Here is an 18,897-nt window from a genome sequence, read left to right as displayed (position 1 = left end):
GCGCGTCCTCAAAACGCCCGCCGGCGCCCGCACTGAGCGGGAGACCGCCCGATGATCCGTCGTTTCCGCCGCTGCGGCCACGCCCCCGGCACCCTGACCCCCGAGGACCCGGCCGTCGTCGACCAGTTCCGCGCGATGCTCGCCGCCGTACGCGAGCAGCGCGACGGGCCGCCCCGCAGGGCTTATGAGGAGATACGCGGCGGAGCGCAGGAATCCCGGCCGGGACGTGGCCTGCCACACATTCCGAGGATGCATGGGCATGACCGTAAGCGGCCCCACCGGTCCGGTGCCATCGGTCGAGGGTCCGTATCGGCGGTATGCCTGGCACTACCCCAAGTCTCGTTCGGGCCGTACTGCGTCACCCGGGGCTTCTGCGGTTTCGTGGAGGAACCAACGAGCCAAGGAACAGGTACTGGTGGGGGAACACATGAGCAACGACGCGGTCCGATTGCGCTCCGTGACCCGGCGGTACGACTCGGGCGGCACGTCCGTCACCGCCCTCGACGAGGTATCGCTTGCCTTCCCGAGGGGTACCTTCACCGCCGTGATGGGCCCGTCCGGGTCCGGCAAGTCGACCCTGCTGCAGTGCGCCGCGGGCCTGGACCGGCCCACGTCGGGCTCGGTCACCGTGGGCGACACCGAGCTGACCGGCCTGAGCGAGACCAAGCTGACCCTGCTGCGCCGCGAGCGCATCGGCTTTGTGTTCCAGGCGTTCAACCTGCTGCCCTCGCTGACCGCCGAGCAGAACGTGGCCCTGCCGCTGCGGCTGGCCGGCCGCCGCCCGAAGAAGGCCCAGGTGCGCGAGGTGCTCGAACAGGTCGGAATCGGCGACCGTGCGCACCACCGCCCGACGGAGATGTCCGGCGGCCAGCAGCAGCGGGTTGCCCTGGCCCGCGCCCTGATCACCCGCCCCGACGTGCTGTTCGGCGACGAGCCGACCGGCGCGCTCGACTCGCGGACCAGCCGCGAGGTGCTGAGCCTGCTGCGCGGCATGGTCGACCGGGACGGCCAGACGATCATCATGGTCAGCCACGATCCCGTCGCGGCCTCCTACGCCGACCGCGTCGTCCTCCTCGTCGACGGCCATGTCAACGGTGAGTTGATCGGCGCCTCCGCCGAGGACATTGCGGCGCGCATGACCAAGCTCGAGGCGGCGCCGTGCTGAGCACCGCGCTGCGCACCCTGCGCACCCGCTGGGTCACCTTCCTCGGCAGTTTCGTCGCCCTCTCCCTGGGCGTGGCGCTGATCGCCGTGATGGGGCTGGCCCTGGCGTCCTCGCTGGACGCGCCTGACCGGGGGCCGGAGCGGTTCGCCGCCGCGCCGGTCGTCGTCAGGGGCCAAGACACCCTTGAGGTGCCCACCTCGGTCGGCGACCGCACCCAGAAGCTCGCTCAGCCGCGTGCGGTGCCCGACGACACCGTCGCGAAGCTGCGGGACCTCGGGACCGTGGTCGAGGACCGGTCGTTCGCCGTGCGGGCCGAGGGGTGGCCCGCCGATCTGATCGGCCACCCCTGGTCCACGGCGGCCTTCGCGCCGTACCACCTCGACGCGGGACGCGCGCCCGAGGCCGCTGACGAGGTCGTCGTCAGCGGTGACTGGGCCCGTCCGGGCACCCGGGTGCGGACCGCCGGCGGCGGCACGGTGCGCGTCGTCGGCACCGTGGCCGGGCTCGGCTTCGAGAACGCCCTGTTCTACACCGATGCCCGTGCCGCCGAACTGTCGCCGCGCAGCCTCCAGCTCGTGGTCGACGCCGATGCGGCGGCCGTGCGCGAGGCGGTACGCGGCAGCGAAGGCGTCCAGGTCCTCACCGGCAACGCGCGCCGGTACGCCGACGCCGACCCCGACCGGGACAGCGAGGCCCTTACCGCGATGAACGCCATGTTCGGCACGGCCGGCGGCGTCACCCGGTTCGTGTCGGTGTTCGTGGTGGCCTCGACCTTCGCGTTTGCGGTGGCCCAGCGGCGCCGCGAGTTCGGGCTGCTGCGCACCGCCGGGGCGACCCCGGGCCAGATCCGCCGCATGGTCGTCTGCGAGGCGCTCGCGGTCGGTGTGCTCGCCTCGGCGGCCGGCTGCGTGCTCGGTTCCTACGGGGCTCCGAAGCTCGCCGAGTGGGCAGTCGACGAGAGCCTCGCGCCCCGCTGGTTCACCATCGGCGACTACACCTGGCCCTACCACATGGCGTTCTGGACGGGCCTGTTCGTGGCTCTGTGCGGCGTGCTGGCCGCGTCCTGGCGGGCGGGGCGCATCGGTCCCATCGAGGCACTGCGCGAGGCGTCCGTCGACACCCGGCCGATGACATGGGGTCGCTGGCTGTTCGGCGCGGCACTGCTGATCACCGCCGCGGTGACGCTGGCCCTGGCCCTGGTGACGAACCCGGGCGACCTGCCGCAGCGCAAGACCTATGTGAGTCGGCCGATGCTGCTGATCACAGCGGTCGCGCTGCTCGCGCCGGTGCTGGTGCGGCCACTGGCCCGGCTGATCGCCTGGCTGCCGGCCCAACTGCCGGGCGCGGGCGGAATGCTGGTGCGGGAGAACGCGGCCTCCGGGGTGCGCCGCACCGCCGCCGTCGCGGCGCCCGTGCTGGTCACGGTCGCGCTGGCGGGTTCACTGCTGGGCGCCACTGCGACCCTCAACGAGGCCAACGCCACCGAGGTTCGCGAGCAGACGGCCGCCGACCTTGTGGTCGCTCCGGCGGGCAACGTCGGCTTCGACGAGGCGACGCTGCAGCGGCTTCGGGCCGTGGCCGGTGCCGAGGTCTCGGCGAGCTCGTCGAGCGCCGTGTACGTCCTGGAGGACGGTGTGGCGCTCATCAGGTCCGATGCCAGGGCCGCCGAGCCGGAACCGCTCGCGGCAACGGCCCGTCTCCCGCTCGCCGCGGGGAAGGCGGGCGATCTGGACGACGACTCGATCATCGTCAACGAGGAGTGGGAGAAGCACACCGTGGGGGAGCGGGTGGACGTGTGGCTCGGTGACGGTACGAGGAAGTCCCTGAAGATCGCTGCGGTCATGACCATCGGCACCGGCAACAACGGCGTCTACGTCACCCCGCGCAACGCCCCCGCGGCGCCCGTCGACCGGGTCGACGTACGCCTCGCGGACGGTGCCGACACGGCCACAGTGGCCGCCGGTCTGAGTCAGGCGGTACGGGCGTCGGGCGGGGAGGTCCTCACCAAGGACGCCTGGGTGCGGGCAACGTATCCGGAGACCAACCGGACGACCCGGATGGGTTTCTTCCTGGTCCTCGGGATCGCCCTCCTCTACACCGGCATCTCGTTGGCCAACACGATGGTCATGGCAACCTCCGACCGGGTCGGAGAGCTGGCTGTGCTGCGGCTGGCCGGCGCCACCAGGTGGCAGGTGCTGCGGCTGGTGAGCGCCGAGGCACTGATGGTGGTCATGGTCGGCGGACTGCTGGGAGCACTGGTCGCCGGGCTCAACCTGATGGGCATGTGGAGCGCGCTGGGCCTGCTCTCGGTGTGCACGTCCATCGAGATCCCGTGGGCGACGCTCGCCGCGGCCCTGGGTGCCTGCGCGGTGCTCGCCGTGATCTCGGCGGTCGCTTCGGCCGGCCTCTCCCTGCGCCACAGGGCGGTGGAGCTGGCGGGCGTACGCGAGTGACTTCTGCTCCGGAGCCGGCTTTCCCGGATGCAGACCTCGTGGATCACAGGCCGAGGGACTCTTCCCGTTGACCGTAGGTGTGCTCTCGACCTAAGTGGCCGGCTCCGGAAGTCCTTCGAGGGTTGATCATGCCGCCCGGTGGTGTACCGGTCGAGCCTGGCCAGCACATCGTCCAGGTCGGAGGTGGTGAACTTCCACTGGAACGGCTGTGCCGTGGCGTTGTAGCGGTCGTCGAAGGCTCGGAGTCGCTCCCCGACCTGGGTCAGGTCGGTCAAGTGGTTGGGCGAGACGACCTTGCGCTGGACGACGGAGAAGCAGACCTCCACCTGGTTCAACCCGGAGGCGTGCACCGGGGTGCGCCATCACCGCGTTCGGGAACGCCGCGGTCAGCCGGTTGGTGGCCTTCCTGCCGCGGTGGGAGGAGCCGTTGTCGACGACCCAGAACACCCGCTTGGCGCTGGCGTACAGCTCCTGCCTCATGACCTGGGCGACCAGACTCATGAATGGGCCAATGCCGGTCTTGGGCTCGGTGCGGCCGAACACCTTCGCCTGGTGGACGTCGTAGGCAGCCAGATAGGCCAACGCACCGCCGCGGCCGTAGGTGTGGTTGACGCGCACCGCCCGGGCCTGACCGGGCGCGAGGGTGGGACGGCAGCGGCAGCGTGCCCGGATGGAGGTCTTCTCGTCCGCGCTGATGGCGTACTCGTCCTCGCCCAGCTCCTGGCCTTGCCAGGTGTGGGCATACAGCTCCAGGACACGCCCGGCCTTGGCACGGAAGTTCGCGTCACGGATGAAGATCCAGGACCGGTACTGCCAGGGCTTGAGCGCGTCCTGGTGCAGCCAACGGCGCACCGTGGAGGCGGATATGGTGTCGGTGATCCCGCGCGCGGTCAGTTCGGCAGCCAGCTCCGGGCACGACCAACGTGACAGAGGCGCGCCACTTTCGGCGGGTAACTGGCAGGTCAGCGCCTTTGCCTCGGCGACCTGCACCGAATGAAGCGCGGTGGCCGCCCTGAGGGTTCGCGGTCGGCAAGGGCCGGCAGTCGGCCCACGGCGAAGCGGTCACGCCAAGTCCGCACGGTGTCCACGTGCAGGCGGGTCTCGGCAGCTATCCGGGCGTTGCTGGGCCGCGTGCCGCCAACAGCACGACCGTGGCACGTTGCCGGGCTGATGGGGAGTCTTGTGGCCGTAAGCCATCTTCTTCAGCCGATGGCGTTCCGCGGCGCTCAGCAACACCGGCACGGCGAGGCACACTGACATCGAAGGCGGGCCGCCGATCCTTCCGGGGTAGACACGGGCGAGCCAGGCCGCGCCCATGCCGCGGCGGGCCGACGGCCTGGCCGTTGCTCGATGCACCTAGCGCGGTGGGCCATCGATGGCTTCGTCGTGGGCGTTGTCGCTTCACGCCCCGGTTCAGCGCAGCGACACGGCGAATGCGCAGTCCGGCCCGGCACCCCTGCTGGCCAGGTTCGGGATCAACACGCTGCGCACGCCCCCGGACGGCTGGCGTCGCTGCTCTGAAGCCCAGGCGAAGAGGGCCTCGACGGCGATCTCGACCTGGGTCCCGCTGCCCCACCGTCCGGGCGCCTCCTGACGGACGAATGCCTCCTGGTGCGCGGGCTCGGTGCGGAGGGTGAGGTCGGGGAACCTGGCCGCGATCTCGCCCGCCTGATCGTCAGGGACGGGACCGGGCCCCTCGAAGCCTTTCGGCCCTTCTTGGACCTCCCTCAGAAGAACACCCCGCACCGCAGCAGCACGTTCGCGTACGGCCGTGCCTCTCCCGTCCGCACCACCAGCCGTGCCCCCGCCGACAGCTCCTTGAGCCGCTCGTGCGGCACGAGGGCGAGGCCGGGGAAGTGCCCGTCGAGCAGCGCGGCCGCCCCCGGATTCGCGTCCCGGACCTCCGAAGCCGCCGTCGCCCCCTCGATCACCAGCTCGGCGAGCAACCCGTCCAGCACCTCCGCGAACGACGGCACCCCGGCACGGAAGGCCAGGTCGACGACGCGCGGACCGTCCGGGATCGGCATCCCGGCGTCGCACACCAGTACCCCGTCCCCGTGCCCGAGTCCGGCCAGAGCGCCCGCGAGGTGGCGGTTGAGTATGCCCGCGCGTTTCACGCGGCCCCACTCCGCGTCGTCGTGTCACGAGCCCTGCCGGAGGGTGGGCCGGGGGTGCGGGGGTTGTCCCCCGGGTCAGCACGGCAGAGCGCCTCGGCCTCCGCCGCCGTCGGGTACGACTCCTGCGCCCCCGCCTTCGTCACCGCCGCCGCGCCCACCCGGGCCGCGTACGCCGCCGCCTCGGCGAGCGACGCGCCGGTGCCGAGCCGCCAGGCCAGCGCCGCCGTGAACGCGTCACCGGCGCCCGTGGTGTCCACGGCGTCGACCCTGACGGACGGCACCCGCGAGACCCCCTCGGCGGCGGACGCCACCAGCGCGCCCTCCGAGCCCAAGGTGACGACCACCGAGCGCGGCCCCTTGGCCAGCAGCACGCGGGCCCAGTCCTCGGGGCGGTCGCCGGCGCGGGCGTCGCCGAGGAGGACCTTCGCCTCGTGCTCGTTGACGATCAGCGGGTCACAGACCGCCAGCACCTCTGCGGGCAGGGGCCGCGGCGGCGACGGGTTCAGCACGAAGCGGCTGCCCGGCGCCAGGTTCCGGACCACCTCCACGACCGTCTCCAGGGGGATCTCCAACTGGGCCGAGACCACCCGGGAGGTGTGGATCAGTCTCACGGCGGCCCGTACGTCCCCCGGCGTCAGCCGACCGTTGGCGCCCGGCGAGACCACGATGCTGTTGTCACCGGACGGGTCGACGGTGATCAGCGCGACGCCGGTCGGGGCGCCGCCCACCAGCACGCCGACCGTGTCGGCCCCGGCCGCCCGCTGCGAGTCCAGCAGCAGACGGCCGTGGTCGTCGTCGCCGATCCGGGCCAGCAGCGCTGTACGGGCGCCCAGTCGCGCGGCGGCGACCGCCTGGTTGGCGCCCTTGCCGCCCGGATGGACGGTCAGGTCGGAGCCGAGCACCGTCTCGCCGGCTCCGGGCCGCCGCTCGACGCCGATCACGAGGTCGGCGTTGGCCGATCCCACGACCAGGAGGTCGTAGTCGTACATGAGTCGTTCTCCGATCCGGAGTGGGTCCGATGACATGCGTCCGGTGAAACCGGTGAGGGCAGCGGGCGGCCGAGGCGACCGCCCGCCCGTGCGCCTGCGTCAGCCCTCGAAGCCGGCCACGTTCTCCTCGGTGACCACCTTCACCGGCACCTTCACCGTCTGCTCCACCTTCTTGTCCTCGGCCGCCTTCAGGGCGTTCCGTACGGCGATCCTGCCCAGTTCCTTCGGCTGCTGAGCCACGGACGCGTACAGCGTTCCGGCGCCGACCGCCTTCAGCCCGTCCGGGGTGCCGTCGAAGCCGACGACCTGGACCGACTTCCCGGCCTTGGGACCCAGTGCCTTGATCGCGCCGAGCGCCATCTCGTCGTTCTCCGCGAAGACACCCCTGATGTCGGGGTGCGCCTGGAGCAGGTTGGTCATCACGTCAAGGCCCTTGGTGCGGTCGAAGTCCGCGGGCTGCTTGGCGACGACCTTGATGCCCGGGTACGCCTTGAGGCCCGTCGCGAAGCCCGCCCCGCGCTCCCGGCTGGCGGAGGTGCCCGCCTGGCCCTGGAGGATGACGATCGTGCCCGTGCCGCCGAGCTTCTCCGCGAGGGCCTTGGCGCCCAGCTCACCGCCCTCGACGTTGTCGGAGGCGACCAGGGCGGACGTGTCCGCCTTGTTGACGCCGCGGTCCACGGCGATGACGGGGATGCCGTCCTTGTTCGCCGCGCGCACCGAGGGGCCCGCCGCGTCGGAGTCCACCGGGTTGACGATAATCGAGGACAGGCCCTCGCTGGTGAAGTTCTGGAGCTGGTTGGCCTGCTGGGAGGCGTCGTTCTGGGCGTCCGTGACCGTGAGGTCCACGCCCAGCTTCTTCGCCTCCTCCTGGGCGCCCGCCCGGATCTGCACGAAGAACGGGTTGTTGAGCGTCGACAGCGACAGGCCGACCTTCTGCGACTTCCTGTCCGAGGAGCCGTCGTGCAGCAGCGAGGTCGCGCCGACCACGGCCACCGCGACGACCGCCGCGATCAGATACGTCAACGCTTGCTTGCCCCCGCCGCCCCCGCCGGCCCCGGCCGCCGGGGTGATCGCGCCCGCCTTGCGGCGCAGCGTGTCGAAGAGCACGGCCAGCGCGATGACGACACCGATGACGACCTGCTGCCAGAACGCGGAGACGGACAGCAGGTTGAGGCCGTTGCGCAGTACCGCGAGGATCAGCGCGCCGATCAGCGTGCCCGACGCCTTGCCGGTGCCGCCCGCCAGCGAGGCACCGCCGATGACGACGGCGGCGATGGCGTCCAGCTCGTAGCCCTGCGCGGCCTGCGGTTGCGCGGAAGAGAGCCGGGAGGCGAGCACGATGCCCGCGGCGGCGGCGAACAGCCCGGAGAAGGCGTAGATGGCGAGCTTCTGCCGCTTCACCCGCAGTCCGGACAGGCGCGCGGCCTCCTCGTTGCCGCCGATGGCGTACATGGCGCGGCCGATGTAGGTGCGGCCGAGGACGAAAGCCGTGATCAGGCCCATCACGATCATCACGAGCACCGGCACGGGCAGCCAGCCGCCCAGCGTGTCACCGAGGTGCGAGACCGAGTCGGGGAAGGCGATCGGCGAGCCCTGTGAGATCACCAGCGACAGACCGCGCCCGACCGACAGCATGGCGAGCGTCGCGATGAACGGCGGGAGCTTCCCGTACGAGATGAGGAAACCGTTCACCAGGCCGCAGGCGATGCCCGTCGCGATGGACAGCAGGACCGCGAGGACGACCGGTATCCCGGCCTCCGTCGCGCTCCACGCCAGCACGGTGGCCGACAGTGCGGCGACCGAGCCGACCGACAGGTCGATGCCCGCTGAGACGATGACGAAGGTGACACCGAACGCGAGGATCGCGGTGACGGCGGCCTGGACGCCGACGTTCAGCAGGTTGTCGGTGGTCAGGAAGTCCCCGGACAGCGCCGACATGGCGATGACGAGGACGATCAGCGCGGTCAGCGCGCCGTTGTCGAGGAGCAGGCGGCGCACACCGCCCGTGGCGCCCTGCGTGCCCGGCTTCCTCTTGAGCGTGTCAGTGGCCACGGGGGGCCTCCGTTCCCTTGCTGGTGGTGCTGGGGGTGGTGACGGCGAGCGCCATCACGGCGTCCTGGGTGGCGTCTTCGACGGGCAGTTCGCCCGCGACCCGCCCCTGTGCCATCACGACCACCCGGTCGCTCATGCCGAGCACCTCGGGCAGATCGCTGGAGATCATGAGTACGGCGGCACCGGCCGCGGTGAGTTCGTTGATGAGCTGGTAGATCTCGACCTTGGCGCCGACGTCGATGCCGCGCGTCGGCTCATCGAGGATCAGCACCTTGGTGTCCGCCAGCAGCCACTTGCCGATGACGACCTTCTGCTGGTTGCCGCCGGACAGGGTCCGCACGTGCTGCCCGAGCCCGGCCATCCGCACCCCGAGCCGCCCGGCGATGCGCTCCGCCGCCGCGTGCTGCCCCTTGAGGTCGACGATCCCCGCGCGGGAGGCCGAGTGGAGGGTGACCAGCCCGAGGTTCTCCTCGACGGAGGCGTCAAGGACCAGCCCCTGCCCCTTGCGGTCCTCGGGGACGAGCCCGATCCCGGCCGCCATCGCGGCGTTCACGTCATGCCGCCGCACCGGCGCGCCCGCAACGCGCACGGACCCGGCGTCGTACGGGTCGGCGCCGAACACCGCCCGCGCGACCTCGGTCCGCCCGGCGCCGACCAGCCCCGCGATGCCGACGACCTCACCGGCCCGCACCTCGAAGCCGACGTCGTGGAAGACCCCGTCCCGGGTCAGCCCCTCGACCGTGAGCAGTGCCTCACCGGCGTCGGTGCGCTCGCGCGGGTACTGCTGCTCGATCGACCGCCCGACCATGAGCCGGACGAGTTCGTCCTCGGGGGTGGACGCGGGCACCTGCCCGACGCTGCGCCCGTCCCGTATGACGGTGACGCGGTCGCCGAGGGCAGCGATCTCCTCCAGGTGATGCGTGATGAACACGATCCCGACGCCGTCCTCGCGCAGCCGCCGCACGATCGCGAACAGCTTCTCGACCTCCTCGGAGGTCAGTACGGCGGTCGGCTCGTCCATGATCAGCACGCGCGCGTCGAGGCTGAGGGCCTTGGCGATCTCGACCATCTGGAGCCGCGCGATGCCGAGTTCACGCACCCGCGCCCGGGGCGAGACGTGCACGCCGACGCGCTCCAGCAGCACTTCGGCGTCGGCCTCCATCTTCTTCCGGTCGATCATGCCGAGGCGGCGCGGCTGGCGCCCCAGGAAGATGTTCTCAGCGACCGTCAGGTCGGGGACGAGGTTGAATTCCTGGTAGATGGTGGCGATCCCGAGACGCTCGGAGTCCTGCGCACCGTGGATGCGCACCTCCTCGCCATCGGCCAGGATCCTTCCTGCGTCGGGCGTGTAGGCACCGGAGAGCATCTTGATGAGGGTGCTCTTGCCGGCGCCGTTCTCACCGAGGAGCACATGCACCTCGCCCCGGCGGAGGTCGAAGTCGACGCTGTCGAGCGCCACCACACCGGGGAAGGTCTTGCGGATGCCCTCGATACGCAGCAACTCGTCCGGACTGCGGCTGCTCACGGCGTACTCCTTCGTACGGGGGTCGTGGACGGGGACGGGGAGGGATGTACGGGGAACGTGGACGGAGGTTCTCGCGGGCCGTCGGCGGCCTCGCCGCAGGACCGGCGCACGACCAGCCGCGCCGGAAGGGTGACGGACTCCCCGGCCCGCCCCTCGATCCGGTCGACCAGCGCGCGTACGGCCGCCCGGCCGAGGTCGCCGGTGGGCTGGGCGATGGCCGTGATGGGCGGGTCGGTGTGCACGAACCAGGGGATGTCGTCGAACGCGGCGAGCGCGATGTCCTCCGGGACGCGCAGCCCACGCGCCCGTACGGCGTCCAGCGCGCCGAGCGCCATCAGGTTGTCGGCGGCGAAGACCACCTCGGGCGGCTCGGGCAGGTCGAGGAAGCCCTCGGTGACCCTGCGCCCGCTCCCGGCCTGGAAGTCGCCCTGGCCGATGTAGCTGTCGGGGAGGTCGAGCCCATACGCGCCCAGCGCCTCGCGGAACGCCTCGACGCGCTCGCGGCCGGTCGTGGTCGCGGCGGGCCCGGCGATGATCGCGAGCCGGCGGTGCCCGAGTCCGTGCAGGTGAGCGACGAGATCTTGGACCGCCGCCCGCCCGTCCGACCGCACCACGGGCACGTCCACGCGAGGTATCCACCGGTCGACGAAGACCATCGGCGTCCCGGCCCGCGCTGCGTCCAGCATCCGGGGGGAGCCGCCGTCGGTGGGGGAGACGAGGAGGCCGTCGATGCGGCGGTCCAGGAGGGTCGTCACGTGATGGTCCTGGAGATCGGGCCGCTCGTCGGCGTTGCCGATGATGACGCTGTAGCCGAGCGCGCGGGCCTCCTCCTCGACGGAACGGGCCAGCTCGGTGAAGTACGGGTTCATCACGTCGCTGATGACCAGACCGAGGGTGCGGGTCTGATCCGTGCGCAGCGACCGGGCCACGGCGTTGGGCCGGTACCCCAGCGTCTCGACGGCCGCCAGCACCCGGTCTCGCGCGTCGGCGCTGACCGACGGATGCCCGTTCAGCACCCGCGACACGGTCGCCACGGACAGCCCCGCCTCGGCGGCGACATCCTTGATACTCGCCATCGTCGGCCCATCTCCTCGTGGAATCGATTACACGAGGGATTGGAAACGATTACACGGATGGAGCGCAAGGGTCTATGTGACCCGAAACCGAATCGTGACCGGGGTGGGGACAAGGTCGGGGCGGGGTGGGTCCTCGAACCGCCCACGGTCGCCTCACCGGGGCGGGGGCACGGCAAAACGCCCCCCGACCCGCGCTATCTTCTTCGCGGTCCTGCGCTGGGGCCGCCGGCCTCCGGGTCCGGCGTGACTTTGGCCCCCTGTCGATCGGCTCACCTGGGGGGTGGTGTCACCGGGCCCGGGAGGTGTCCGTCGGAGACGCTGATCAGAGGTCCGGCCACCGTCCGGTCCGGCGCCGAGTTCTCCGGTGAGCAGATCAAGGCGCTGCTGACGGACACCGCCGACGACCTGGGGCACCACCTGTACGCCCATGGCACCGGCCAGGGAACCTGGCGACCGCGACCAATCCGCGAATCCGCGGATCGTCCCGAAGGGGAACTGGACGTCGGCCGCGAGGCCTACCTGCACTCGCAGGTGACGAAGAAGATCACGTACACCGACCGGGACGACGAGGCGACCACGTTGCATCTCACGATGCCGGTCTCCTTCGCCGACGGCCGGCCCGCCGCGCCCGGCCTGTTCACCGTCAGCACGGACGAGGTGGTCGTCCCCGCGGGCGGCTCCGCCGAGGTGTCGGTGACGCTCGACGGCAGCGTGCGGGGCACCGATCGGGGCCTACGGCGGTTACAACGGGTTGGTGAGCGCCCGGGACGACTCGGGCGCGATACGGCTGAGCTCGGGCATCCACGCCTTCCTCGAGGCCCGGAGGTTCCCGCTGACCCTGAAGGTCATCCCGCCCGCGGGTGCGACCGACGTCCGTTACGGCACCGCCGCCTTCATGCCGGTCGATGACAAGATCCACCTGCACGCGGGCTAGGACAGACCTCGTCACCGGACGCCCTGCAGCGTCAGGCTGCCGGAGCCGGGCAGACCGAAGGCCTGGCCCTGGCCCTCCTGCGGCAGGGCGTCCGGCCCGGCGGCGCGCGTCCTGGCTGTGTCAGGTCGCCATGTCGCGGTGCCGTACGAAGATCGCGGTGGGGACGGCGATGACGAGCAGGGTGATGCCTGCGATGAGAAGTCCGAGGTGGACGGCGTCGGTGAAGGCGCGGGCGGCGGAGTCGGCGAGGGTGTGGGCGAGAGCGGCGGGCAGTTCGCCGGTCGCGTCGCCGTGGACGGCACCGGCGGTGATGCGGGTGGCCTCCGGGGCCGGGATGCCTGCGGAGATCAGGCGGTCCCGGAAGTAGTGGGGGTACCGCGTGGTGACGATGGTGCCGAGGATGCTGGGGCCGAGGACGGAGCCGATCTGGCGGAACATGTTGACTGAGGCGCTTGCCATGCCGGCCTGCGGTCGCGGCACGCTGTTGACCGCGGCGGCGGTCGAGGGGGCGGTCAGGAGAGCGGATCCGGCGCCTGCGATCAGCAGTCCGGGCCACAGGGCGTCGTAGCCGGTGAAGGGACCGATGGCCAACAGGGCGAGGGCTCCTGCGCCCATGACGACGAGGCCCGTGGTCAGCATGAGGGTGAAACCGACCCGTTGCACGAGGCGTCCGGCGAGCGCGCTGACCACGATGTACGTGGCGAACATGGCCAGCAAGTGGACACCTGTGGTCAGTGCGGACAGCTGCTGGACGCGTTCCATGTACAGGACGGCGAGCAGTGAGGTGCCGACGAAGCCGAACATGGAGACCGCGGCCACGCCCATCACCGCGGTGTAGGAGGGGCTGCGGAACAGGCGCAGGTCGAGCATGGGGTCATGGTGGCGTGCCTCGACGGTCAGAAACAGTGCGAGGGAGCCGGCGAAGACGGCGTACATGGTCATGACGCGGCCGGAGGTGTAACCGGAGGAACCGCCCTGAATGATCGCGTAGGTGGCTGAGGCGATCGCGATGGTGCCCAGGAGGACTCCGGGGAGGTCCGGCCGGCGGGTCGGGTGCTTGGACTCGGTCACCAGCAACGGTGTGAGGGCGATGGTGAGTGCGCCGATGCCGACGTCGATCAGGTATACCGCGTGCCAGGTGAAGTGGTTCAGGAGCAGGCCGGCGCCGAGCGGGCCGACGGCGAGTCCGAGGCCCGAGCAGCTGGCCCAGGCGCCGATGGCCTTGGTCCGCTGGTGGGGGTCGGTGAAGGAATGGCTGACGATCGACAGGCTGGCGGGGAGGACGGACGCGCCGCCCAGGCCCATGACTGCCTGTGCGGTGATCAGCAGCCCGGTGCTGTCGGCGGTGAATGCGAGCACGCTGCCGGCGGTGAAGATCATCGCCCCGCCGAGGAAGACCGTGCGGCGGCCGATCAGGTCGGCGAGAGTGCCGGCGGACATCACCAGGCTGGCCACGACGAGTGAGTAGGCGCTGGTCACCCAGACCAGCGCGCTGGCCGAGGGACGCAGGTCCTGCTGAATGGCGCCGAGCGCGCCGATCGTGGACGAGACGTCGACGAAGGCCATCATCACGCCGAGGCACACGGTGAGTACGCCCCGCCAGGGATGGGCGGGTATGCCGCCGTGCCCGGCGGCAGGAGCGGTGGGGACCGGGGTGGTTGGGACAGGCGGACGTGCGGCGGGCGCCGCGGACGGCTGACTGCTGTTTTGCATAGCCAGGAAGGTAGCAGTCTGACTGCTGAAAAGGCCAGTCAGGCTAGAATGGGGGCATGGAACGCGTTGACCCGCAGGGCGAAGACATGGTGTTCACGCGCACGGGCGAGTTCGCCGACCGGGATGCCTTCACGGTGGCCGGCTGGTGCGCCATGGAACGGTCGCTGGAGGTGGTCGGCACCCGCTCGGCGATGATGCTGGTCAGAGAGGCGTTCTACGGCGGGCGCCGGTTCGACGATCTGGTGCGGCGCACCGGTCTCGCCGAGACAGTGGCCTCCAAGCGGCTGCGCCAGCTGGTGGCCGACGGGCTCATGGAGCGAAGCCCGTATCGCGAGCCGGGCGCGCGCACTCGCTACGAGTACGTCCTGACCGACCGGGGCCGGGCTCTGTTTCCGCTGCTCGTCGCGCTGATGCGGTGGGGGAGGCCCACGGAGGAAGGTGTGCACGGGGGGGTCGAGCTCGTCCATGCCGGCTGCGGGGCCCCGCTGGTGCCCGCGGTGCGGTGCGAGGCCGGGCATGACGTGCCCATCGGGGAGACCGAGGCACGCCTGGCCCCCCCGTTGACGCTCGACGTCCCCGCGTCCCCGCGTCCCGGCGCCGCCGGACCGCGGGGTGAACTCCTCACCTGAAGCCGGCCGAGGTGAAGCTGCTCGCGGACCCCGCGCCCTGCAGACGCTGTGCCGGCATTTCAACGGCCTGGACCAGATCGGGCATCGAGCCGCGTACGTCCGCCCAGTGCACGGCGTCACATTTTTGGTGTCGACGCCCTCGCCCGGGACCTTCACCGAGCACAGGAAGCACTTCTCCGCGCGGAGCTAGTGGTGGAAGACCAGCGTGCGGCGGAAGCCCTCCTCGGCCGACGCCTTCACCAGGGCGGTCTGCAGAGCGGCGAGCCGCGTCCCGCGGACCTCTGCCGACCGGCCCTCCGTGTCCAGGAGTTGCGCGGCCTGGAGCGCGGTGTCGGTGACGTCCACGCATACGACCTGTTAGGGGGCACAGACTCCCCGGTCGATGGCCTCCGTGGTTCTGTCCACGAGAATGGACGCCACTTCGGCGGCGGTTTGGGAGGCGGTCGGGGGTAGCCGGTTCACGGTTTCGACAGCACTGGGCCTCGCCGGTGCGGCGGAGCCTGTGGGGGCGTCGTAGCCGGTTCTCGGAGGTCCGCACAGATGGGGGGACTTCGGTGTCTTGTCTCGAAGGTGGGAGTGCGCCGTAGCAGCGGAGGCTGGCCACCAGGGAGGATGCCCGTCATGAGCACGGACGAGACCCTTCATCCCATCCGGCCGGCACACGCAGCACCGGCGGTGTTCGGTGCGGGAGCGGCCATCGGCGTTGTGGGAGGGATGATCGGGCTTGGTGGTGCCGAGTTCCGCCTGCCGCTGCTGATCAGCGTCTTCGGGTTCGCTGCGCTCTCGGCGGTCATCCTGAACAAGGCGATGAGCCTTGTTGTGGTCCTGGTCGCGCTGCCCGCCCGCCTGGCCGCAGTCCCGGCCGGCGAGGTTGCCGCCCGCTGGCCTGTCGCGGTCAATCTGCTGGCAGGCAGTCTCCTCGGCGCCTGGGCCGGCGCATCCTGGGCGGTCCGCATGCGCAGCGCCACGCTGTACAGGGTCCTAGCCGCCTTGATGGTCGTCATGGCGGCCGCCCTGGTGCTCACCCACACGACCACCCCGGGGACCCTCGACCTGCCGCTGGGGGCCCAGGTTCCCGCCGGTGTCGTCGCCGGGTTCGGTATCGGTGTCGTCGCCGCGATCATGGGCGTTGCCGGTGGTGAGCTACTGATCCCGACGATCGTGTTGCTGTTCGGGGAGGACATCAAGACCGCCGGGAGTCTGTCTCTGCTGGTTTCCCTGCCCACCATGCTGGTCGCGTTCGCCCGGTACAGCCGCGACGGCAGCTTTGCCGTCCTCGGCGCGAACCTCCGCTTCACCGCGATCATGGCCGCTGGCTCGGTCGCCGGGGCGGTGTTGGGCGGGCTGTTCCTGGGTGTGTTCCCGGACCGGGTGCTTATTCCCGCGCTGGCCGTGATCCTGCTCGTCTCAGCCGTCAAGCTTGCCCGTCACGACTGAGCCGCGGCCAGGTGCCTCCCGATCTCATGAACACCGACTCCGGCCCGAATCACGTGCCTTCCAATCCATTCCGACCGATGCCCAACTCAGCCACACCCGCACGGTGGCCGGGTCGGTGGTCGACGGGCACAGCGTGAACGGCGCCACCAGCGGACGGTCGGTGAACAACTCCTCCAGCGAGGCACGCCGACGCCGGTAGGACCAGCCGGTGGTGTCTGTCCCGACAGCCGCAGCAGGTCGAACGCCACCAAATGGGCCGGGCACTCGCGCGCGGCCTACGCCGCTCGGGCGCCGCGCCTGGCGAGGCGGTTATGCAACCGCTCGAACGCCAGCCGCTCCGCGGCATCCCATACGACCAGCTCGCCGTCCAACACGGAGGCGTCCGGCAGCTGCGCGGCTGCTGCCACGATCTCCGGGAACGCCGGGCCCCTGTCGGTGCCCTGACTCGAGCGCAGCACGACCTGGCCGCCGTCGACGGACAGACCTGCCCTGAATCCGTCCTTCTCCAGACTGAGCTATGTCTCATGAGACATCTGCGCGCGCCTTTCGTCGGAATGCGTTCTGCCCCTTGCTCGGTGCTTCCGGTGTGCCGGTGGGTGTATTGCTCCGGGGGTGGGGGAGGCGGGTACGCCACGCGGCTGCTGCGTCAGGAACCCAGGCATGTGTACCCGGTTGGGGACGAAGCGAACGGCCCGTGAAGTCCGGGCCCAGCCTGGGCAGAGACGCCGTGGGCCTCGGGTCCTGCGTCGGGCGGAAGAGCCGACACGTACCGACCTCATACCGACCTCAAGATCCGGCAACGGACACATGGCGAGCCAACTCGGCGGCCAGACGTCGCATGACCGTGCGGTTGGCGCGCCGCATCGTGGCCCGGATGACGGGTGCCAGCAGACGGTCGGCGACCGGGGCGCGCACCCAGACGTATGTGAACGCCACGTGGCTCCCGCCGGTCCGCAGCGGTTCGATGGTGTAGGTGCCCTGGGCCAGGCGTCGGCCGGCCGCGCTGATGTTCCGTTCGACGATGCGCCGTGGCGGGTCGGCTTCGACGACCTCGATGGTGACGTCGGTCCTGGTGCCGCCCAGCGCGGCTGTGACCGTGGCGTACGCACCGATACCGCGGCCAGGGCCGCTGTAGCGCCAGTCACTCAGGTAGTGGTTGGTGAATCGCTCGTGGTGAGCCATGACATCGAGGAAGTCGTAGACCTGCTCAGGCGTCTGCTTGGGGAAGGGGTTGATGGTGATGACGTGGGCAGCTTCGCCCAGGGGGCCGCGTGAACCGCAGCGCGCTCGTCGAGGCCGGTCATGCTTTATTGGCCGGAACGGCCCCCTGACCGGGGGCCGTTCGGGCGTCGTCAGGTGTCAGGCGAGGGTCAGGTCGTATGGGCCTGCGAGGGGGAGGTAGCCGTCGTTGGCGAGCAGCCAGATCTGGTAGCGGCCGGCGGGGAGGTTCTCGCAGTTCGGGATGGTGACGTTGCCCGTGGTGTCCGGCGTGTACTGCCATCCCTTGGAGCCGGAGTCGACGGCCGCGCCGGCGGGGAGGACACCGGCCCAGTTGTTGGGCATGGCCTGCTCCGGCGGGATGGTGTAGCCGATGGTGATCCGGGTGCCGCGGGCGATGGAGGCGGAGGGCAGGATGAGCGCGGCGCGCGGAGTCTGGGCAGGCGGGGCGGTCGGTGCAGGCGAGCTGGGGGCGCCGATGGGGGTGTAGTGGGCGAGCGGGCCCGCGGCGTCGGTGACCTGGTGGTAGGCGGCGAGGCGCTCGGTGATGGTCGCGGCGTGCGGGGTGAGGGTGGGGAAGTGGGCTGCGGGGGCTGTTGCTGTGGCGGCGGTCAGGTCGGCGAGGCGGCTGGTGGCACCGGTGAGGTAGGGGTCGAGTTTCTGGAAGAGCTGGTGATCGCTGGTGAGGCCGAGTGCGCCGAGTGCCTTGACGTAGCCGGTGGCGCCGCCGGAGGTGGTGTCGAGGACGCGGCTGACGTAGGTGACGCGGTGCAGGACGCGCCAGCAGGGCGGCTTGCGGTCGGTCTGCCGGGCGCGGGCGAGTTCGCGGGCGTGGGCGGTGGTGCCGGTCTCCAGCCATTCGGGGTCGACGCCCTTGCCGTAGAAGTCCTCGAAGTTGTCGCTGGAGGTGTCGAGGTAGAAGGTCATGAAGCGGTAGGCGTCGACGCGGCCCGGGACGAGCACGGGCTGGTTCTTGGTGTCGAAGACGGGGTTTCCGGCGTCCTGTTTCTGCAGGTTCGCGCCGGGTTTGGCAGTGACTTCCAGGTTGAAGGTGCGCTGGGAGTCCTTGTTCTTGCGGCGGGTGAGGCTGTAGCCGCCGCCGAGGGTGATCTCGAATCCGGCCTTGAAGCCCACACCCATGGCTTCGAAGGAGTAGTCGTTGGTGTAGGTGGAGCTGCCGGAGAAGCTGTACTCGCCGGCGGTGGTGTGCACGACTTGGTCGGTGGTGCTGGTGACTTCGGAGAACAGGCCGCCGGCGGCGGTCCACACGTAGGTGTTGGCGATGTTGCGCTTGGCCGGCGGAGCGTTGGGCGGAGCGGGCGGCGGCGGTGTCTCCGGTGGCGGCTGCGGTCAGACCGGTGCTGGTGCCTGTGCCGCCCATCATGCCCTTGAGGACTCGGTCGGCGGCGGCGATCGGGTCGGGGCTCTTGGGGTCGGTGCCGACGGTCTCGTAGAAGCCCTGGAGTTGCTGTTCTTCGCGCTGGATGCGGCGCTTGAGGGCGTAGGCCTCGCGGGGCCGGTAGTAGCTGAACGCGTCGCCGCTGCCGGCCTTGGGGAAGTCGGGGTCGCAGAAGGGCTGGGGGGCGCCG

General features: G+C 71.0%; 18 protein-coding genes. 5 read left to right on the top strand and 13 right to left on the bottom strand.

Features of this window, described 5'->3' with window-relative positions; all coding sequences use genetic code 11:
- Positions 1–427 precede the first annotated feature (427 nt).
- Together ACZ6CZ_RS32620 and ACZ6CZ_RS32615 are read left to right on the top strand one after the other, a co-directional pair.
- Positions 428–1,165, top strand: coding sequence for an ABC transporter ATP-binding protein (locus ACZ6CZ_RS32620; protein WP_469028484.1), 738 nt, complete (start codon positions 428–430; stop codon positions 1,163–1,165).
- Entirely contained in the window at positions 1,159–3,618 is a 2,460-nt protein-coding gene (locus ACZ6CZ_RS32615; protein ID WP_469028481.1) for an FtsX-like permease family protein, read from the top strand. The genes ACZ6CZ_RS32620 and ACZ6CZ_RS32615 overlap by 7 nt, the downstream gene beginning before the upstream one ends.
- Before the next feature lie 126 nt (positions 3,619–3,744).
- On the opposite strand, the gene ACZ6CZ_RS32610 is transcribed toward ACZ6CZ_RS32615, so the two are convergent.
- From ACZ6CZ_RS32610 to ACZ6CZ_RS32575, 8 genes are all read right to left on the bottom strand, one after another.
- Positions 3,745–4,608, bottom strand: coding sequence for a transposase (locus ACZ6CZ_RS32610; protein ID WP_469028479.1), 864 nt, complete (start codon positions 4,606–4,608; stop codon positions 3,745–3,747).
- Positions 4,581–4,730 carry a hypothetical protein gene (locus tag ACZ6CZ_RS32605; RefSeq protein ID WP_469028554.1) on the bottom strand — a complete coding sequence of 50 codons (150 nt, stop codon included), beginning with the start codon at positions 4,728–4,730 and terminating at the stop codon, positions 4,581–4,583. Before ACZ6CZ_RS32605 ends, ACZ6CZ_RS32610 begins: the two co-directional genes overlap by 28 nt.
- A 615-nt stretch (positions 4,731–5,345) precedes the next feature.
- The gene (gene rbsD / locus ACZ6CZ_RS32600) at positions 5,346–5,735 is read right to left on the bottom strand and encodes a D-ribose pyranase (protein WP_469028477.1); all 390 of its coding nucleotides are present in this window, start codon (positions 5,733–5,735) and stop codon (positions 5,346–5,348) included.
- Positions 5,732–6,724, bottom strand: coding sequence for a ribokinase (locus ACZ6CZ_RS32595; protein ID WP_469028475.1), 993 nt, complete (start codon positions 6,722–6,724; stop codon positions 5,732–5,734). Before ACZ6CZ_RS32595 ends, rbsD begins: the two co-directional genes overlap by 4 nt.
- A gap of 99 nt (positions 6,725–6,823) precedes the next feature.
- Positions 6,824–8,776: an ABC transporter permease/substrate-binding protein gene (locus tag ACZ6CZ_RS32590; protein WP_469028472.1), complete on the bottom strand. Its 1,953-nt coding sequence runs from the start codon at positions 8,774–8,776 to the stop codon at positions 6,824–6,826.
- The gene (locus tag ACZ6CZ_RS32585; protein ID WP_469028470.1) at positions 8,766–10,301 is read right to left on the bottom strand and encodes a sugar ABC transporter ATP-binding protein; all 1,536 of its coding nucleotides are present in this window, start codon (positions 10,299–10,301) and stop codon (positions 8,766–8,768) included. Before ACZ6CZ_RS32585 ends, ACZ6CZ_RS32590 begins: the two co-directional genes overlap by 11 nt.
- On the bottom strand, positions 10,298–11,377 hold the full coding sequence (locus ACZ6CZ_RS32580; protein ID WP_469028468.1) for a LacI family DNA-binding transcriptional regulator: 1,080 nt from the start codon (positions 11,375–11,377) through the stop codon (positions 10,298–10,300). The genes ACZ6CZ_RS32585 and ACZ6CZ_RS32580 overlap by 4 nt, the downstream gene beginning before the upstream one ends.
- 515 nt (positions 11,378–11,892) lie before the next feature.
- The gene (locus tag ACZ6CZ_RS32575; RefSeq protein ID WP_469028465.1) at positions 11,893–12,099 is read right to left on the bottom strand and encodes a hypothetical protein; all 207 of its coding nucleotides are present in this window, start codon (positions 12,097–12,099) and stop codon (positions 11,893–11,895) included.
- Between the two features lie 32 nt (positions 12,100–12,131).
- Here ACZ6CZ_RS32575 and ACZ6CZ_RS32570 point away from each other — a divergent pair, with 32 nt between their 5' ends.
- Positions 12,132–12,311 carry a hypothetical protein gene (locus ACZ6CZ_RS32570; protein ID WP_469028463.1) on the top strand — a complete coding sequence of 60 codons (180 nt, stop codon included), beginning with the start codon at positions 12,132–12,134 and terminating at the stop codon, positions 12,309–12,311.
- A gap of 120 nt (positions 12,312–12,431) precedes the next feature.
- On the opposite strand, the gene ACZ6CZ_RS32565 is transcribed toward ACZ6CZ_RS32570, so the two are convergent.
- Positions 12,432–14,024: an MFS transporter gene (locus tag ACZ6CZ_RS32565; RefSeq protein ID WP_469028461.1), complete on the bottom strand. Its 1,593-nt coding sequence runs from the start codon at positions 14,022–14,024 to the stop codon at positions 12,432–12,434.
- A 56-nt stretch (positions 14,025–14,080) separates the two neighbouring features.
- On the opposite strand from ACZ6CZ_RS32565, the gene ACZ6CZ_RS32560 reads away from it, so the two are divergent.
- The gene (locus ACZ6CZ_RS32560; RefSeq protein WP_469028458.1) at positions 14,081–14,653 is read left to right on the top strand and encodes a winged helix-turn-helix transcriptional regulator; all 573 of its coding nucleotides are present in this window, start codon (positions 14,081–14,083) and stop codon (positions 14,651–14,653) included.
- 186 nt (positions 14,654–14,839) lie between these two features.
- On the opposite strand, the gene ACZ6CZ_RS32555 is transcribed toward ACZ6CZ_RS32560, so the two are convergent.
- Complete coding sequence (locus tag ACZ6CZ_RS32555) at positions 14,840–14,998, bottom strand: hypothetical protein (protein ID WP_469028456.1); 159 nt, start codon at positions 14,996–14,998, stop codon at positions 14,840–14,842.
- Positions 14,999–15,274: 276 nt separating this feature from the next.
- Between ACZ6CZ_RS32555 and ACZ6CZ_RS32550 the strand changes: the two genes are divergently transcribed.
- The gene (locus tag ACZ6CZ_RS32550) at positions 15,275–16,090 is read left to right on the top strand and encodes a sulfite exporter TauE/SafE family protein (RefSeq protein ID WP_469028454.1); all 816 of its coding nucleotides are present in this window, start codon (positions 15,275–15,277) and stop codon (positions 16,088–16,090) included.
- 275 nt (positions 16,091–16,365) lie between these two features.
- Here the strand turns inward: ACZ6CZ_RS32550 and ACZ6CZ_RS32545 are convergent, their stop codons facing one another.
- The 3 genes from ACZ6CZ_RS32545 to ACZ6CZ_RS32535 all read right to left on the bottom strand — a co-directional run bounded on the left by ACZ6CZ_RS32545 (position 16,366) and on the right by ACZ6CZ_RS32535 (position 18,577).
- The gene (locus tag ACZ6CZ_RS32545; protein WP_469028450.1) at positions 16,366–16,548 is read right to left on the bottom strand and encodes a hypothetical protein; all 183 of its coding nucleotides are present in this window, start codon (positions 16,546–16,548) and stop codon (positions 16,366–16,368) included.
- A gap of 328 nt (positions 16,549–16,876) precedes the next feature.
- A complete protein-coding gene (locus ACZ6CZ_RS32540) occupies positions 16,877–17,332 on the bottom strand; it encodes an SRPBCC family protein (protein WP_469028551.1) in 456 nt (151 codons plus the stop codon).
- A gap of 117 nt (positions 17,333–17,449) precedes the next feature.
- Positions 17,450–18,577: a hypothetical protein gene (locus tag ACZ6CZ_RS32535; RefSeq protein ID WP_469028447.1), complete on the bottom strand. Its 1,128-nt coding sequence runs from the start codon at positions 18,575–18,577 to the stop codon at positions 17,450–17,452.
- Positions 18,578–18,897: the final 320 nt, after the last annotated feature.

It is taken from the genome of Streptomyces sp. NPDC041135 (genome assembly GCF_055592085.1).
Note: the sequence above shows the minus strand (reverse complement) of the source record. Positions and strands in the feature narration are given on the sequence as shown.

Bases quoted from the DNA above. Each gene is read 5' to 3' on its own strand.
- ACZ6CZ_RS32595 (WP_469028475.1), bottom strand. From the start codon at position 6,724: ATGTACGACTACGACCTCCTGGTCGTGGGATCGGCCAACGCCGACCTC.
- ACZ6CZ_RS32620 (WP_469028484.1), top strand. From the start codon at position 428: ATGAGCAACGACGCGGTCCGATTGCGCTCCGTGACCCGGCGGTACGAC.
- ACZ6CZ_RS32550 (WP_469028454.1), top strand. From the start codon at position 15,275: ATGAGCACGGACGAGACCCTTCATCCCATCCGGCCGGCACACGCAGCA.
- ACZ6CZ_RS32565 (WP_469028461.1), bottom strand. From the start codon at position 14,024: ATGCAAAACAGCAGTCAGCCGTCCGCGGCGCCCGCCGCACGTCCGCCT.
- ACZ6CZ_RS32560 (WP_469028458.1), top strand. From the start codon at position 14,081: ATGGAACGCGTTGACCCGCAGGGCGAAGACATGGTGTTCACGCGCACG.
- ACZ6CZ_RS32580 (WP_469028468.1), bottom strand. From the start codon at position 11,377: ATGGCGAGTATCAAGGATGTCGCCGCCGAGGCGGGGCTGTCCGTGGCG.